This window comes from Paraglaciecola sp. QJM3NY_14, assembly GCF_056173245.1.
In genome coordinates this window covers 1,891,557-1,909,906 of sequence record NZ_CM149664.1, presented here as the reverse complement: position 1 = coordinate 1,909,906, position 18,350 = coordinate 1,891,557, and the positions used below count along the sequence as shown (strand labels likewise).

The window sequence follows — 18,350 nt, the reverse complement described above, 5'->3', positions numbered from 1 at the left end:
AGATTATACCAACACCATTGAAACCTTAAATTTTGGTAAGGGGATCTCTTGCCAGTCTATTTTGACGGATTTTTTCTTTTGCTAGCTCTACTTTTGTATTCAGGTTTGTCAGGCGCTCGTAAATGCCCTGAAGCTCAGAGTCATGAGTCAGTTGTGCATTTGATACATGATGTTCAAGTACCTGCTTTAAGTAGGCAGGTAAATTTTTGCCTGGCATGAATGTAACCCCTCTAACGAGTTATCGGTTCTCATACTCAAATCTATAGTGAAAGTTTATCCCTTAACTTCAAGATGGGTGATAAATATCCAACACCGTCCCTGAGTGTGTGGTTGGTTGATAATCAACCATAACTATACTCGAAGTGTCAAAAAATAACGAATGTTGTTGTCCTGTTACCTCGTCTAAAAAATAACTCACAAACGGCATATGGCTCACAATTAATAGCGAATGTTTCACCCTATTCTCTTCGAGTAAATAATCAATGTAATCATGAGTTAGCCAAATGTTCCCGTCAGGCGTTATATCATTTGATACAGTTTGGCTATGGACTGTTATCTCTTCACCGACCGCTTCCAATGTTTGTCGTGCTCGGATAAAAGGGCTAACAAGGCTCATCTCGATCCCTGACGGCTCACAGCGGTCTAATAACCATTGCCCTGCAGCCTTGGCCTGCTCTAGGCCAAACCTAGTTAATTCACGGGAACTGTCTTCATATTGAGCAGTCTCGGCTTCGCCATGACGCATGATAATAATATGCATAAATTACTGCTGAATGGTTAACAAACTTTGTTACGCTTAATATAGCAAATAAATGTTTGAAAATCCGAGAGTTGAGTGTTTTTTGCGTTATGCTATTTCAGCGCAATATATGAAAACAGGATCTAGTCTTTTGCTTACTCATCGCCTCGATAATCGTCACTATCACTTTTCTCAGTTTGAGAACGGCTTGAGAGTGATATTTGTCGAAGACCCAAGCAGTGAAGTGTGCAACGTAGCGGCTACTGTTGGCAATGGTCATTTTAGTGATCCTGTTGATTGCTTAGGCTTGAGCCATTTGTTGGAACATATGCTGTTTCAAGGCAACAAAAAATATAAAACGATAGATGCGTTTGATACTTTTCTTTCTTTACATGGCGGCTCGGTAAACGCTGCCACCGGCTCAGAATATAGTCACTATTACTTTTCGGTAACCGGTGAACATCTCTCATCTGCACTTGATCATTTCAGTCAGTTATTGACAGCGCCTTTATTTGAAACAGGGGCAATTGAAAAAGAAATCGGCGCGATTGATGCTGAGTTTTCATTAAAAATACACGACGATTTGCGCAGGCTATATGAGGTGCACAAGGAAACGGCTAACCCGGACCACCCTTTTAGTCAATTTTCTGTCGGTAATGCAGCCACCTTGGGTGAACTTAATTTACAAGAAGTGCGGCAGCGTCTAAAAACACTGCATCAAGATAAATACGTCTCTCAAAATATCGCATTGTGCATCATCAGCCCATTTAGTCATCAAACGAGTTTAGCGCTCATTGAGCAATATTTTGGACAACTGGAAAATAGAAAACCGTCTAAGCGACCCCCTTTACCAGCACTTTACCTGCCCGAGCAGTTGGGTATTAGAATTGATATTACCCCCCTAAAATCGGCTCGCAGGCTTATCGTCACGTTCGCACTGCCATGTGTACACCATTATTATCGCACTAAACCGCTAAGTATTATCAGCGAGTTATTGGCTGATGAGGGCCCAAATGGCTTACTTGGATTTTTTAAAGAAAAGGGATTCGCTACCAATATTAGTGTCGGTGGTGGTATCGAAGGCAGTAACTTTCGAGACTTCAATGTCAACCTACAACTAACAGAATTGGGGTTAGCCAACATTGACTCCATGTTAGAAACGCTATTCCAATACTTAGAGAATATTAGACAGCACAGTAAACTGCGCTTCTTTGATGAAAAGAAAGCGTTGCTGGAACAAATCTGGCAATTTGCTGATGCCATAAAACCGATTGATGAAGCTGTTAGCTTATCCAGCGCAATATTTCTCTACCCTTGTGAACACCTTATTGCCTCAGAATACATACTCGATAAGGCCGACCCTTCAATTGTGGACGAAATACTGGGCTTTTTTACGCCGTCAAATATGCGCTTTAAAGTCGTTTCCCCTGATGCTCAAACGAACCAAATAAGCCAGTGGTACAACACCCCTTACGCAGTGTCTCCCCTGCCCCCTCAATTGCTAAAGAAATTGCAAAATGAGAGTTGCAGTTCGCTCTTAATGTTACCTGAAGAAAATCAATTTCTGAGCCTCGAGCATACATTGATTCAAGCTGAAAAGAAGTATTCTGTACCCCAAAACATAGTTGCATCAGAGGACTTCAATGTCTGGTTTGGTCAAGATACCCAATTTGGTTTACCAAGAGGTGATTGCTATATCTCATTCGATTGCCAAGCAGCCACCACTGGGGTTGAAGCGACAGCATCTAGAAAACTGTGGATTGCCTTACTCAATAACCATTTCCAGCAAGCTTATTATCAAGCAAATGTAGCAGGGCTTAATTATCATTTGTATTCACACCAATGTGGTTTTTCTTTGCATACCAGTGGCTTTAGCGCCAAGCAACTGACCTTTAATCAGGAGCTAATAGATCAATTACACTCTTTTGAAGACTTTGAAAAACACTTTGAGCAGATTAAACAACAACAATGTCAGAGCCTACACAACAACTTACTGAATAAACCCATCAACCGATTATTCGCCAGACTCTCGGCTTTCATGCAGCAAAATACCCATACACCACTGAGTATGGTCGCTGCCATGGAGAGCACAACACTTGAACATGTCCACACCGTAAAAGGCCAATTGCTAAATGATAGATATATGGAATCTCTCATTTTTGGAAACTGGGATATCAATCACGTACACCGGTTCTCGGATAAATTACATCAAAAACACGCATTATATAGCGGGCACAAAAAGCTATCGAGGAGTGTATTTGATTTATCAAAGCAAGATTCGTTACTTCACGCCCTTCCCTGTGAGCATCCGGATGCCGCTGTGGTCATTTATTACCAATCTCCCAATACCGGGCGCCGAGACACATTGTTGACGATATTATTAGAACAATTAGTGTCACCTGTCTTTTTTAACTTTGCCCGCCAGCAAGCGCAATTGGGTTATTTAGTGGGGAGTGGTTATGTGCCGTTCAACCAACATCCCGGCATAGCATTCTATGTGCAATCACCTAAATATTCGGCGCAATACCTCATTACCGTCATCCGAGACTTTTTGAAAAAGTTAACAGTAGATCTATTGTCTTATCAGAAAAATTGGCGTGACATAAAACATGGCGTGATGAAGCAATTATGTCAAAGAGATGCAAATCTAAGTATCAAGAGTCAACGTTTGTGGTCTGCATTAGGCAATCAAGACTATCGTTTTTCTCAAAATAGAGACACGGCGAATGAATTAGAATGCATCGAGTTTTCGGATCTTATGAACTTTGTAAACGGTCTCATCATCGGTAAAAACACGGGTGAATTAATACTGTACAGCGACCCTAAGCATTCAATATCGGCCGATGAGCTTTTGACGACTCCAGTTAACGATGTCTCGGAGTTTAAAAAACGCACGCCGTTAGTAGAATAAAGCGTTAATATTTCTCTAATAGACCGAACAATTCACTGCTTGTTAGTAAAAGTTAGCTGTAGCGTTAAAAAGTAACGATTAAAACTTGTTAAGGCCCCATATTTTAGGCATATTTAAGGCCGTGGGTACTACGGATAGTTTCCTAAATATTAATAATTACAAAGCAGAAAAACTGCTGACAGGTGTTAATTGCGTACTTTAACTATTCCATCCATCTTTTGGTGTCTGTGGCTTGTAAGCACTACTTTTGGCTTTATTAATGCCGCTCATGCTCAAACATTTTCATTTGATAATCTCACCAAAGCCGACGGCTTAACGCAAAATACCATCACCGACATCATTGAAGATAAGCGCGGCTTTATGTGGTTTGCCACTGCAAACGGCTTGAGCCGTTTCGACGGCTATGAATTTGTCAATTATCAACACAACCCAAATGACGTTAAATCATTACCTCATGATTTTATGAGAACTATGTTAATAGATCAGGACGGGGCACTGTGGATCGGCACGCAAAACGGTCTGGCGCGCTACAATCCTTTATCGGATGATTTCACTCGTTATAACCAACAAAATAGCAGTTTAAATAACAATATTATAAATACCCTAAGTCTCACCAATACTGGAAAATTGCTAGTCGCTAACGAATCGACTCTTTACACGTATTCTAAACAGACAAATGATTTCACCCCAGTAGAGGTATCCTCGGAACGACTGCCTGCAGAAATTAAAGCGATACTTGCCGAAGATACCTTTAGCATCATTGGTAGCTACGGACACGGCATTTATCTACTAGAGAATGAGTCAAATACACTCTATGACTTAAACGCTCAAAACCCACTTAACATCACTATTCCTGCTCAATATTTATTTGATGTAAAGCATTTCGGAAACAGTTATTGGTTTGCGACCGAGCTTGGCGCCTATATGTGGGATAAAGAAACTCAAGAGCTACTGCATTTCAACGGGAACAGCTCGCCAAGCCTTCTTGGAAACGAAGTACGCAGCATCCAACAAGGCAATGATGGAAATATCTGGCTCGGTACATCAGCTGGCTTAACAATCGTCAACAAAGGCTTTGACTCAACCAAACATATAGAACTTGAGAGTGGATTGAGTAACTTATCACCACAAAGCGAGAGAGGAATATTTTTACTTAGCACATTTCGTGATAGCAACGACACTCTATGGTTAGGATCCCATACAGCAGGGATCTATCGATATAACCAAGACTCAGCACTTTTTCGACATTACATTGCAAATCCGTCCGTTGAAAATTCGCTTGCAGGCAACGTCGTTTGGTCAATTAAACAAGATTTTCATGGGAAAATTTGGCTCGCATCCCAGTCTGGTGGCATATCAGAGTTTGACTTAGAAACTGAGTTATTCACTACTTGGTTAGAAGGATTCAAACACAGTATATGGGACCTTACTATCGACCAAAAAAATCGTATTTGGTTAGCCACCAGTGGAGGTATATATATCTATGAAAAGAGCCCAAATAAAGAACTGAAATTTTTGAAAGTTTTATCTAAAGGCAATTTTTATTACAGAGTCTTATATTCTAATAATAGGGTATGGTTAAAGTCTCAAGGTGACAATTTACGGTGGGTAGATACAGAAGATTTTAGCGAACATACGATTCAACTTGGCAATACTGCTTTTAAGTCGCTAGATCCAATATTTATCGATAGTGAAGAGCGATTATGGTTAAGGGGAAACAATGAACTCCTGCTCTTTGACATGAAAACGCAAAAACTTGATCAGCTGTCAAGCGATCCGCTACTTACCAGCAACAATTTTAGCGCCGTGGTTGAAACAGACGAGCAGTTTTGGTTGGCGTCTCTTGAGTTTGGACTTATTGTTATAGATAAGCAGACCTTCCAGATAACCGAAAAAATTAATGTCAACTCAGGTCTGCTTGACAATCAAATCGTTAAAGCTTTAAAAGTAGACGATAGTATTTGGTTAACTACCATGGCAGGCGGAATCGAAGAAGTGTCTGTTTCATCTGCTCAGGTTATCCAACAAATAACGCCTGACAGACTCAACTTTAATGATTTTAATGAAGGCGCTGGACTCGTCACTTCAGATAGGAAAATTTTATTTGGCGGCTCACAAGGTTTTAACCTGTTCGATCATGACCAAATAACTCAGAATAGACAGCCCTCGAACGGCAACTTTGCTGATAGCAATATTTCAATTCCTCCAATCATTACTCACCTAGGATTATTCAATAGAAAAATCGACGTTCATAGTATAGGGACTCCGCTGCAGAAACCTATTTTCCTCACCGAAGAACTAACGCTTCCTAACAGCTCAAACCACGTTAGCTTAACCTTTGGACAACTTAATCCGCTAGATGCTAAAGGGTATTCTTATCGTTACAAGTTAGGTGGTTATTCTAATAAATGGCTGGATGCAGATAAACGTACACGAGAAGCGACTTTTACAAACTTAGACTTTGGCCAATATCAATTTGAGGTTCAAAGTCGGCACAACATGGACCCATGGTCTAATTCCCGAAAGTTGACAGTCAACATCGAGCCACCGCTATGGTTACATCGCAATGCTCTCATTTTTTACTGTGTATTAGCTTTGTTCAGCGTATTAGCGGTGGTTAAACAGTATCGCTCTAAGCGTGTGGCGCGCTTGGCAATAACCGAAAGTGAAGAGCGTCTAAAATTGACACTATGGAGCAGCGGTGACGAATTATGGGATTGGGATATTTATCAGGGTCAAGTGTTCCGCTCGAACACGTGGGGGATCATGGACTTTCCTCAAGATGATATTCGCGTTAACAGTGCCTACCAAGCCAATATCCACCAGAACGATCTAAAGCGGGTTCAGGATGCGCTGAACGAGCACCTACAAGATAAAACCGAGCATTTTGAAGTCACATACCGAGCAAGCACCTTTAAAGGTGAATGGTTGTGGGTGCTTGACCGTGGCAAGGTTGTTAGCCGTGATAACAATAATCAACCTGTTCGGATGACAGGTACATTTAAAAATATTAGCCACCTGAAAGAAGCTGAAGAGCAATTAAAGCTTTTCAAACGCTCCATCGAAACCATTTCAGACGGCGTATTTATCGCAGATACCAGCTTTAGGTACATTTCTGTCAACAAGGCATATTGCAAATATACTGGCGAAACGCGAGAGCAAGCATTAGCAAGCTATCTCACTTTCCATCAATACCCTGGGGCTTTTACCGAAGAAGTAAAAAAATCCCTTCGTCAAAAAGGCAATTGGAACGGAGAGGTCGAATCAAGACGAATAAATGGTGAGAAGTATGAGATGGAATTGAACATCGATGCTATTAATGACGAAGACGGACGCATTAGCCATTACGTAGGTGTATTTTCTGATATTACACCTAGAAAAAGCACCGAAAAAGAATTGCTTAAGTTAGCCAATACGGATCCCCTTACCGACCTACCAAACCGCTCTTTCTTTCAAGCGAGCCATAATAATATTGTGCGCCGTGGCACCCAGCATGCGTTGGTATGTTTAGACATGGACAACTTTAAAAAAATTAACGACTCATTAGGTCATCAAACCGGCGACTTATTGATTAAACAAATAGCACGGCGTTTGCAGAAATTAGCCGGTAAAAGTGCAACGTGCTACCGCCTTGGCGGCGACGAATTTAGTATACTGCTCGACAAAGACACTGACGTGCACAGTGTGACGCATTTCACCCAATCCATTTTAGATGACTTGGCCCGCCCTTTTTTAATCAATCATCAAGAATTTGTGCTGGGTGCCAGTATTGGGATCGCGTTTTATCCTGAAGACGGTAGTTCACCACAGGAATTATTGAAAAATGCGGATACCGCAATGTATTTCGCCAAGAACGCTGGCGGTAACAAATATCAATTTTTCAGCGGTGAAATGAATCAAAATGCAGTGCGCCAATTACAAATAGAGAATTTGATACGCCACGGCTTAAAGGAAGATTTATTTAACGTCTATTATCAGCCTAAGATTGACATCGCTACCGGCAAATTGGTTAGTATGGAAGCCTTAGTGCGCTTTGAACATCCAGAGAAGGGCATTGTAAGCCCAGCTCAGTTCATCCCGTTGTCAGAGCAAACTGGACAAGTCATCGATATTGGTGAGGTGGTATTACGAAAAGCTTGTGAAGACACCAAACGTTGGGTTAAAGCGGGGATTTTCACCGGTCGCGTGGCGGTTAATATATCAGCGCGACAATTTGAATTACCAGATTTAGATGAGAAAATTGAGAGCATTTTGCAAAAAGCAGATCTTTCGCCATTGCATCTAGAGTGTGAAATTACCGAAGGCACCTTGATGCAAGACCCTGACAATGCTCTGCGCATGATGACTCGTTTGCGTGAAAGAGGCATACATTTAGCCCTTGATGACTTCGGTACAGGCTACTCTTCTCTGGCCTATCTAAAACGGTTCCCGCTTAACACCCTTAAAATAGACAAAGCCTTTATTGATGACATTGCCACCAGCAGCGTTGACCGGCACATGACTGCCGCTATTATCACCATAGCGCACAATCTTGGCCTCAAAGTTGTTGCCGAGGGTGTAGAGCTCGAAGAACAGATGTCAATATTACGTCGCTATGAATGTGAAATGCTCCAAGGCTATCTTTATAGCAAGCCTCTGAGCTCCTCACGCTTCGAACGGTTACTGAAAGAAAATCACCAGCTAAACAAATTATTGCAAGGTAGCTAAGGGCACCCTTAGCTTTTTTAAGCCCCTAGCGCTGCCTAGTTTTCATCGCAAAAAAAATTTAAACGCTATCGTTAACAACCCCATACTACATGGCTTGAGGAGAATTCTATTTGATTCATCATCTCCTTATTCGTTAAAAATTAAGAATCTTGATCTATATAATTATCGCAAAATATTGCGATACGGTTTCTGAAAGTATCTTCAGCTTCTCGCGTATAGATCACCTCCCCGCTATGTAATTTCATCGTGTATTAATTCTACCTTGAGCACATTGGCACACAATAAGCATTAATACTTTCGACTGACAAATAATAGTCAGCGAAACGTCAATAATAAAAATATAAAGAGGAATATCCAATGTTAAAAGCTTATGCAATTGCTCTAGCCCTTACTACCGCTGCTCCTGTTGCAACACAATCAATTGAAAGTGCTAAAGCACCAGAAGCCAATAAAACAGTGACTACAAATGAAAAGAATAAAGCAATTAAAGTAGGCTCTGTCAGGTTTTAAGTTTGAAAACATCTAACTGAATAAATTTTATTCAGTCAAAAAAGAGAGAGGAACTCTCTTTTTTTATGCCCGTAATTTAAGGTTGGTATGACGAGTCGGAACACTCCGATTTAACTAATTGGTCATTTTGTAAAATAAGGCGTAAAAAAACCGAGCTGGTCTGCTCGGCTTTCAAAGGCTAGTTAAAATACACATTAACTATTTCGGGTAAAACGTATCCTTACTTTCTGCCATGTCTAAAAGGCGCTTAGCAGGCGCAAACTTGTCACCGAACTGCTGCTGATAATGCGTTAATCGTTCCACAACGTGGTTAATGCCTAAGGTATCCATGTATCTAAACGGGCCGCCTAAGAATGGTGGGAAGCCGATACCAAATATCGCACCTATGTCACCATCTCTAGGATTACGCACAACACCTTCGTCAAGACATATAGCGGCCTCATTGAGCATGAGTAACACACAACGTTCGGCAATAGTATGCTCGCTCAAGCGGCTATTAGGCGTAATGCCAAGTAGATCATAAACGCTTTCATCGACTTCTTTGCCAGGCTTTTTACCCTCATAGTTATAAAAACCACGCTTGTTCTTCTTACCTTTTCGATCGTCCGCCAATAATTTGTCAAAACCTGGCGCTGACTGGAATCGCTCACCGAACTCAGCAACCAAAATTGGTCCTATTTTAGTGCCAACATCAATACCAACTTCATCTAAAAGTTTGATGGGTCCCACAGGGAAACCGAATTTGACTAACGCCTTATCTAACTGCTCAATGGGCTCACCAGCCAATAGAATTTCAGCAGATTCATTCATATATGGCGCTAAAATTCGATTAACATAAAAACCTGCGCCGTCTTTTACAACGATCGGGGTTTTACCTTGCTTCTTCGCTAGCTCAACCGTAGTGGATATTGTTTGGTCAGAGGTGGCTTCATGCGCAATAACTTCTGCCAAGGGCATCTTATCTACCGGTGAAAAATAATGTAAACCAATAACATTTTCAGGGCGCTTCGCCTTAGCGGCAATTTGACCTATGGGGATAGAAGATGTATTCGAAGCAAAAATCGTATGCTCTGAGCAATGCTCTTCCACATCCGCAACCATATTTTGTTTCAACGCTAAATCTTCGAAAACCGCTTCAATCACCACATCGGTGTTATCAAACCCAACATAATCAACAGAGCCTGTTAGCCGTGATAACTGAGATTGCATTTCTGAGTGCAGCATAAACTTGCGCTTCACTTTTTTGTTCAAAATATCGTAGGAATATTTCATCGCATGCGCGATGCCATCGCTGCGGATATCTTTGATTCGAGCCGGAAGTTTAGCTTTGGTTGCCGTCACAAACGCAATGCCACCGCCCATCAACCCACCGCCTAACACGCCGATTTTCTTCAGTGTTTTAGGCGCTACTCCTTCCACGCCATTTTCTTTTTTCATTTCGGTGGTCGCGAAAAACAAACTACGTAAAGCAGCTGATTCAGACGTCATAACCAGATGACCAAAATGCTTAGCTTCCACAGCAAAACCTTGGGCTTTTCCCTTCTCTAATCCCGTTTCGATACAATCAATAATGCGCTCAGGTGAGGGATAATTCCCCATTGTTTTAGCCTGAGTTTGTTTGCGAGCTTGTTTAAACATGAGTTTTCGGCCCATAGGGGTACGTTCAAGAAACTGCCCCATTGCATCAAGCTTTACTGGTTTTCTATTCGGTTTAGGTTTTTTCGCCATTTCAATCGCGACTTCAAGCAAAATAGAACGCGGCACCATATCGTCAACGATACCGTATTTTTTGGCTTGTTTTGCTCGTACAGAGGCCCCTGTGAGCATCATTTTCATTGCTTGTTGAACGCTAATTAACCGCGGGAGTCTTTGCGTGCCACCACTACCGGGTAAAAGACCAAGCTGTACTTCAGGTAAGCCCAGCTGCGTCTTATTGTCGTCACTACATACTCGCATGTGACAGGCCAACGCCAGTTCAAGCCCGCCTCCCAGAGCAGGGCCGTGGATCGCAGCGACAAATGGCACTGCCATATCCTCGATACGTTGGAATACCGCTTGTCCACCTTTTCCAATCGCTTCAGCTTCTTCTGCACTTTTACATCCTGCGAGCATAGAGATATCAGCACCGGCCACAAACGAGTTATCTTTACCACTGATCACTACCACGCCTTTAATAGCGCTATCACTTTGAATTTGGTCAAGCATGTCACCGACTTGCTCACCAAACTCCACTTTGAGCGTATTCATGGTTTCCCCTGGCACATCCATACTCAAAATCGCGATGCCATCATCACGCTTGGTTAAGGTAAACGCGCTAGGGGCAAGTTGTTGGGTACTATTTTCAGTTGTCATCTTTTCGCCCTTATTCTGTTTCAACGATCATTGCTGCGGCCAGACCGCCAGCGGCGCAAGCGGTGAGTAATCCACTGCCGCCTCCACGTCGATTTAATTCATTTAACATTTGGGTGATCATACGTGTGCCCGTCGCTGCAAATGGATGCCCATAGGCAAGTGAACTTCCCATAACATTAAATTTAGCCATATCAATTTCGCCTGTGGCTTTACTACGACCGAGCTTTTCTTGGGCAAATTTATCACTAGCAAACATTTTGATGTTCGCCAATGTTTGCGCCGCAAACGCTTCGTGCATTTCAATTAAGGTTAGGTCGTTTAATGTCATACCCGCCCTATCTAACGCCATGGGCGTGGCATACGATGGCCCCATTAACATATCTTCCCACACATCGATAGCGGCAAACGCATAACTCTTAATGTAACCAAGAGGGGTATAACCCAGTGCTTTTGCACGGCTTTCTGTCATCATCAACACAGCTGAAGCACCATCAGTCAATGGGGTAGCGTTCGCCGCGGTGACAGTACCGTGCTTTTTATCAAACACAGGGCGAAGTTTGGCATAGCCTTCTAATTTTGAATCGAAGCGGATGTTGTTGTCTTTTTCAAATGCGCTTTTGTACGGCGCAGGGTAAGCGGTCATCACTTCGCCAGCTAATTTACCTTCATTCCAGCTCTGCGCTGCTAAAGAATGCGAACGGTGTGCGAGCTTATCTTGGTCTGCCCGACTAATACTATGACTCTTGGCCATTTGCTCAGCAGTTTGTCCCATGGACAGCCCAGTTGAATACTCTGCAACTGCAGGTGGAACCGGTAACAAATCTTTTAGACCTAGCTTTTTAAGAACATTGAATTTTTGGCCTAAGGTTTTGGTTTTTTGCAGATCTGTCAAAGCCCGTGCTAGGTTTTTGGAAACGCCAATGGGAGACACAGACGTAGAATCAGCGCCCCCGGCAATGCCGACACTGATATTGCCCAGCATCATCGATTCCGCAATATTCACCGTAGACTGGAAGCTCGTCGCACACGCCCTAGATACGCTGTAAGCGTCGGTATGCACACTCATGCCTGTGCCAAGCACTATTTCACGTGCGATATTAGGGGCTTCTGGCATCTGCACGACTTGACCATAGACCAATTGCTCGATAAGTAGCGGGTCCACATTGTGCTTAACCAACATCTCATTCACTACCATTTTGCCTAGATCAACAGCAGGAACGCCGTGAAAATTCGTCGCCATTTTAGCGAATGGTGTTCGTAGTCCCGCTACGATAGCGATGCGCTCTCCATCTCGAGTCGTAACTGTTTGCTTTGCCGTCATGATTTGCCCTTAATGTTGAGTCAAAAACCAAGTGGTCTGACCTGTAATTTTAATCGATTGTACAGGGAGAATAGAAATTTTGAAAGTCCAAGTAATATTGCGTCAATTTTGTACATTTACAATAGTCCTCAAGGTGGTGAATAACACGCGCCATTTCACCCCATGCGGTCAGGCGACGTTGAATAAGGCAGCGTCAGGGTGTTATGCCCATTAGTTACGCTATTTAACAATGTATACAATAGCTTATACCGTCAAATCGGATTGGTTTTCATCGAAAATATGTTATTTGTAACATTGTTTTTCACCAATGGAACCCTATATACACAGCATTGTCTGTTATACAGTTTATTTTCCCGTACACCTTTGTACGCCAATCAACCAAGGAATAATAAGAACGCATGCCTTCAGTTCAATTCTCACAACTACAAGCGTATTTAGACTCACAAGTTATTGGTCAAACAACCTTGACGCAAAATATTCTCGTGGCGTTACTTGCTGACGGCCATCTATTGGTTGAAGGTCCTCCCGGATTGGCAAAGACCCGCGCCGTTAACTCATTGGCAAACGGTGTTGAGGGTGACTTTCACCGTGTTCAGTTTACCCCAGATTTACTGCCCGCTGATTTAACAGGTACAGATATATATCGACCAGAAACAGGCAAATTTGATTTTCAAAAAGGCCCACTTTTTCATAATTTGGTCCTTGCCGATGAAATAAACCGCGCGCCCGCCAAGGTGCAGTCGGCGCTGCTAGAAGCAATGGCGGAAAGGCAAATTACTGTAGGTAACAAAACCTATCCGTTGCCTGCGTTATTCTTAGTGATGGCAACTCAAAATCCTATTGAGCAGGAAGGCACCTACCCCTTACCTGAAGCACAACTAGACCGGTTTTTAATGCATTTAGAAATTGATTACCCTGGGGCAGAAACAGAGTTAGCGGTGTTAAAGCTCACGCGCAATGAATCATTAAATAGTGCCCCGGTTATGCCACCCAACTTGACGCAAGAAGACATATTCAAGGCACGCAAATCGGTACTGGAAATCCATTTAGATGAATCCTTAGAGCGCTACTTAGTAGAATTGATTATCGCCACTCGTCAACCGCAAAAATACAGCGAACAACTAGCGAGTTGGATCGAATTTGGTGCGAGCCCAAGAGCCACGATTGCTCTAGACAAATGCGCTCGGGCTCACGCTTGGTTAATGGGCAGAGATTTTGTAGGACCAGATAACATTCACGCGGTATTTCATAATGTACTGCGCCACCGATTGTTACTCAGTTACGAGGCAGAAGCGGAAGGTGTTAGCAGCAATCAAGTGCTTGATAGCATATTGCAACTTGTCCCTGTTCCTTAAGGACACTGGATATGCAAACGATACAGGACATACCTCAGTGGCTGGCCAGCCATCATAGCGATGGCGTTAATCTGAGTATAAAAGAACTGCTTTATTATCGCACCAAAGCGAGTCTGTTGAATTTAAGCTTAGGACGCCCCGCACAAGCCAAGCTAGCCGGGGGTTACCTCGCGAAGACGAAAGGCCGCGGTATGGAGTTTGATGAAGCTCGTCATTACCAGCCTGGTGATGATATTCGAGCAATCGATTGGCGAGTCACTGCGCGCACGGGTAAAACCCACACAAAAATATACCGCGAAGAGAAAGAGCGTCCTGTTTTTGTGTTAGCGGACTTATCAAGCTCAATGCACTTTGGTACCCAATTACTGTTTAAATCTGTACAGGTCGCACACTTAACCGCATTAATCGCATGGGCGGCTCATAAACGAGGGGATCGAATAGGCGGGTTGGTATACAACCAAACACAGCACAAGGAATTTAAACCGTTTTCTAGGCAGAAAGCCGTACTTTCTTTATTGAATGGTATGGTCAATTTGCATCATCCCCAATCACTGCCCTCTAAACATGATGAAGAGCAAGTGACCTTCTCTGATGCGTGTGCCCGACTTAGGCGTTTAGCACATCCGGGGAGTTTGGTCTTTATATTGAGTGATTTTTCCAACTTAACGGATTCGGCTCAACAGCACATATCCCAGTTAAGCCGGCACTGTGAGGTAACCGCTTATCCTATCAGCGATCCTTTTGAACACGCATTGCCCCAAAGTAAATTCCAACAAATGCTTAACTTAACTGATGGACAAAACGAGCAACAAATACTCATCGGTGAACAGCGCATCGCAACGCAATACCAAAGTCAACACGAACAGCGATTTAACGCGATCAATACGCGTTTGAAAAAATGCCGAGCCAATGTAGTACCGATAAGTTGCGCACAATCTCTAGAGCGACAGTTAGCAAAACGTAGTAGTGAAACAGACGTATGAATCCGTTAGACCAATTAAAAGACATCCACATTCCCTCTCAAATAAGCCCTTGGCCGCCGGCCTATGGTTGGTGGTTAGTCGCCTTTATTATCCTTTTAGTTCTCATTGTGCTCATCACCGCATGGGTGAAACACCGACAATATAACGCCGCACGACGCCATGCACTGAATGAACTAGCTTCAATCACAAGCAATCAATCTGATTGGCCAATTCGTATGAATACTTTGCTCAAGCGTACTTGCATGCATTATTTACCGAGTGAGCAACATGCAAATTTGCACTCTCAGCGCTGGCAAGCTTATCTCTGTGAGCAGTTGCCGTCGTCTCAACAAGGTTCCTTTAACGCGGCCTTTTCAGCATTGCAAACACAACTCTACCGCCCAGCTACCGCGGACAGTACGCAATTTACTGCTATTCAGGCCCAAGTCGGCGTATGGCTAAAGTACGCCAAATTAAAAGATGTTAGTGAGTCTTCTTCAACAGGAGCCGCACATGTTTGAGTTTGCATGGTGGTGGATGTGGTTCGCTTTACCGTTACCCATATTGGTTTACTTGTTGCCCGCAAAGGCACAAGTGCAATCTGCTGCTTTGAGGGTACCTCACCTGCCCCAAGGGATCCAAAACGTCTCTAAGCCACCCACAAGTAGAAAGGCATTTTTGATAATTGCCACCATAGGCTGGGTTGCCCTAGTAAGTGCAAGTGCCCGCCCTCAATGGTTAGGCGAGCCCGTTAGTATTCCCGCAGAAGGCCGCGACCTGATGATTGCGGTTGATTTATCTGGCAGTATGAAAATTGACGATATGCAAGTTAACGGCCGTCAAGTCGATCGCTTGCAAATGATAAAGTCAGTATTACATGACTTCATTCAACGTCGCATAGGTGACCGATTAGGGCTTATTTTCTTTGCTGACACAGCCTACTTGCAAGCACCTTTGACTTACGATCGTGAGACAGTGTCACAGTTATTAAACGAGTCACTCATTGGCTTGGTAGGAGAACAAACCGCTATCGGGGATGCCATTGGTTTAGCCATCAAGCGCTTCAAGAGCAAAGAAGAGTCAAACAAAGTATTGATCCTGTTAACTGACGGGCAAAATACCGCGGGCAACATTACGCCGGAACAAGCCAATGAATTAGCCATTAACAACGGCGTCACATTATACACAATAGGCGTCGGTTCCGACCAAATGTTAGTACAAAGTATCTTTGGCAGTCGCCAAGTCAATCCCTCACAAGAGTTAGATGAAGGCATGTTAACCACCCTTGCAGAATCCACTGGGGGCCGCTACTTTCGTGCAAGAGACGCCCAAAGCCTAACGGAAATTTATAGCAAGCTAGACGAATTAGAGCCCATCGCTAGAGAAAGTCGACAAATGCGCCCGCTGCAGGCACTTTATTTCTACCCCTTAGGCTTGGCGCTACTTATTTCCTTATTACTGGCCCTTAAACCGCTTGTTTCCAGCTGGTTGTTTAATCTTAAAAACGCTAGAACATCTAAAGAAAGGAGCCAAATTGATGTTTGATTTTACCCTAGCGGATTTTCATTTTTTGCGCCCTTTGTGGTTATTAGCCATTATTCCTTTGTTTTTACTCATTGCGCTGTTGAAACGCATGAACCAACAACGCTCAGGGTGGCAATCTGTTTTACCTTCACACCTGTACCAACACCTTGTCGCAAATAATGGGGTTAAATCTTCAAAACCGCCTTTATACGTATTAGTCGTCGCTTGGACCTTAGCCTGCTTAGCCCTCGCGGGACCAACGTGGCAGCGCTTGCCTCAGCCGGTTTATCAGTTAAACAGCGGAAAAGTCGTGGTACTAGATATGTCATTGTCAATGCGAGCAACAGATGTCACGCCGAACCGTCTAACTCGTGCTAAGTACAAGGCTATTGATTTAGTCAAGGCCATCGCCGAAGGTGAAACCGGCCTCGTTGCCTATGCTGGTGATGCCTTCACTATTAGCCCGCTAAGTTCTGATGGGCAGAATTTAACCGCTTTGATCCCCAGCCTGTCGCCCGAAATTATGCCCGTTGCCGGTAGCGAGCCGTTTTTAGGCTTGGAATCAGCGATCGCGCTATTACGCAATGCTGGTTACCAGCAAGGTGAAATATTTTGGATAACCGATGGCATTGAAAATACGCAAGTGGCTGAGGTGAGTAAATTGCTTGAGGATTCACCTTATCGCCTTTCCATATTGTCGATTGGTACACCCGATGGAGCTCCTATTCAACTGGTTAATGGTGACTTTTTAAAAGACAATAGTGGCGCTGTAGTCGTGCCTCGATTACGGGCAAGTAACCTGCAAACCCTCGCACGCAAAGGGGGGGGCAGGTATATTGCGATGCGCACAGATGATAGCGATATCGACTACCTTAAAAACCAAACTGTGCTCTCGTCACAAGAAGACAAGCCTGGCGAAACCGATGACAAGTTTGGTGATAAGTGGCAAGAGATGGGCCCTTATCTGTTAATACTGTTATTACCCCTAGCCGCGTATGGCTTTCGTCGCGGGTTACTAAGCATATTTGCAGTTTTCATGTTATTGCCCGGGTATACACCGCCCGCCAGTGCAACTTGGTGGGATGACATGTGGCAAACCGCAGATCAGCAAGGTCAACACGCCTTTAAAACTGAGAATTACGAAGAAGCAGCTAAAGACTTTGACGACCCTATGTGGCGAGGAACAGCTGCCTACAAAGCGCAAGACTACGCTGCTGCACTTGATGCATTTCGCGCAGCAAGTGGCGCGCAAGCCCGTTACAACGAGGGAAATACTCTTGCCCAGCTAGGTGAAATTGATGAGGCCATTAAAGCCTACGACAAAGCACTGGCGGTTGATCCCGCTCACGAGGATGCAAAAGCAAACAAGGCATTGCTCGAACAGCAAAAGCAACAGGACCAGCAACAAGACCAGCAAAATCAAGAACAGCAGGAAAATGCTGAACAACAACAGCAAGACGAAAACCAGCAAGGTGACAACAACCAATCTGGCGATCAACAAGAGGGCCAAGATGCCGATAACAGCCCTGAGCAATCTTCACAGGAAAACCCACAGCAATCGCAAACGAATAATGACACGCAACAAGGTGATAGCGAGCCATCCACTTCTGAGGAACAACCTGAGCCTAACGAGCAAGATAGCGAAAACAACAGTCAGCAAGACGGTGCACAGTCTTCTCAACAAGAGGAGCGAGAGCAGTCCCAAGATGAGCAATCATCTCAACCTGCCTCTATGGATGAAAATGAGCAAGCAGAGGAACAAGATGCGTCTCAGCAGCAGGCGGCTTCCATGGGCGCACAAGCACCACAAGAGCTTACTGACGAACAGAAAGAACAAATGCAACGCATGCAAACATTGCTCAACCGCGTTCCTGACGATCCAGCATTTTTATTAAAACGAAAAATGCAGATAGAAAATCAAAAGCGAAGACAACAACGTACACCGACTCAACGACAAAGGAACTGGTAG

Annotated in this window: 12 protein-coding genes; 8 read left to right on the top strand and 4 right to left on the bottom strand. The window is 43.7% G+C overall.

Annotation, left to right across the window (positions count from 1 at the left end; all coding sequences use genetic code 11):
- Positions 1 to 25 precede the first annotated feature (25 nt).
- Together AC0VYA_RS08185 and sixA are read right to left on the bottom strand one after the other, a co-directional pair.
- The gene (locus tag AC0VYA_RS08185) at positions 26 to 217 is read right to left on the bottom strand and encodes a hypothetical protein (protein WP_475490665.1); all 192 of its coding nucleotides are present in this window, start codon (positions 215 to 217) and stop codon (positions 26 to 28) included.
- A gap of 69 nt (positions 218 to 286) precedes the next feature.
- Complete coding sequence (sixA, locus tag AC0VYA_RS08180; protein ID WP_475490664.1) at positions 287 to 760, bottom strand: phosphohistidine phosphatase SixA; 474 nt, start codon at positions 758 to 760, stop codon at positions 287 to 289.
- A 109-nt stretch (positions 761 to 869) separates the two neighbouring features.
- Between sixA and AC0VYA_RS08175 the strand changes: the two genes are divergently transcribed.
- The 3 genes from AC0VYA_RS08175 to AC0VYA_RS08165 all read left to right on the top strand — a co-directional run bounded on the left by AC0VYA_RS08175 (position 870) and on the right by AC0VYA_RS08165 (position 8,867).
- Complete coding sequence (locus AC0VYA_RS08175) at positions 870 to 3,650, top strand: insulinase family protein (RefSeq protein ID WP_475490663.1); 2,781 nt, start codon at positions 870 to 872, stop codon at positions 3,648 to 3,650.
- A 189-nt stretch (positions 3,651 to 3,839) separates the two neighbouring features.
- Positions 3,840 to 8,357, top strand: coding sequence for an EAL domain-containing protein (locus tag AC0VYA_RS08170; protein WP_475490662.1), 4,518 nt, complete (start codon positions 3,840 to 3,842; stop codon positions 8,355 to 8,357).
- Positions 8,358 to 8,714: 357 nt separating this feature from the next.
- Entirely contained in the window at positions 8,715 to 8,867 is a 153-nt protein-coding gene (locus AC0VYA_RS08165) for a hypothetical protein (protein WP_475490661.1), read from the top strand.
- Positions 8,868 to 9,065: 198 nt separating this feature from the next.
- Here AC0VYA_RS08165 and fadJ read toward each other — a convergent pair whose 3' ends face one another.
- A complete protein-coding gene (gene fadJ, locus AC0VYA_RS08160) occupies positions 9,066 to 11,219 on the bottom strand; it encodes a fatty acid oxidation complex subunit alpha FadJ (protein ID WP_475490660.1) in 2,154 nt (717 codons plus the stop codon).
- A 10-nt stretch (positions 11,220 to 11,229) separates the two neighbouring features.
- Positions 11,230 to 12,540 (bottom strand): acetyl-CoA C-acyltransferase FadI, encoded by a 1,311-nt coding sequence (gene fadI, locus AC0VYA_RS08155; RefSeq protein ID WP_006994137.1) that lies wholly within the window; start codon positions 12,538 to 12,540, stop codon positions 11,230 to 11,232.
- A 398-nt stretch (positions 12,541 to 12,938) separates the two neighbouring features.
- Here fadI and AC0VYA_RS08150 point away from each other — a divergent pair, with 398 nt between their 5' ends.
- From AC0VYA_RS08150 to AC0VYA_RS08130, 5 genes are read left to right on the top strand one after another with little or no spacing between them, the layout of a single operon-like run.
- A complete protein-coding gene (locus AC0VYA_RS08150) occupies positions 12,939 to 13,895 on the top strand; it encodes an AAA family ATPase (protein WP_011574490.1) in 957 nt (318 codons plus the stop codon).
- 11 nt (positions 13,896 to 13,906) lie between these two features.
- Entirely contained in the window at positions 13,907 to 14,878 is a 972-nt protein-coding gene (locus AC0VYA_RS08145) for a DUF58 domain-containing protein (protein ID WP_475490659.1), read from the top strand.
- Complete coding sequence (locus AC0VYA_RS08140) at positions 14,875 to 15,378, top strand: DUF4381 domain-containing protein (RefSeq protein ID WP_475490658.1); 504 nt, start codon at positions 14,875 to 14,877, stop codon at positions 15,376 to 15,378. Before AC0VYA_RS08145 ends, AC0VYA_RS08140 begins: the two co-directional genes overlap by 4 nt.
- Positions 15,371 to 16,402, top strand: coding sequence for a vWA domain-containing protein (locus AC0VYA_RS08135; RefSeq protein ID WP_475490657.1), 1,032 nt, complete (start codon positions 15,371 to 15,373; stop codon positions 16,400 to 16,402). The genes AC0VYA_RS08140 and AC0VYA_RS08135 overlap by 8 nt, the downstream gene beginning before the upstream one ends.
- The gene (locus AC0VYA_RS08130) at positions 16,395 to 18,350 is read left to right on the top strand and encodes a VWA domain-containing protein (protein ID WP_475490656.1); all 1,956 of its coding nucleotides are present in this window, start codon (positions 16,395 to 16,397) and stop codon (positions 18,348 to 18,350) included. The genes AC0VYA_RS08135 and AC0VYA_RS08130 overlap by 8 nt, the downstream gene beginning before the upstream one ends.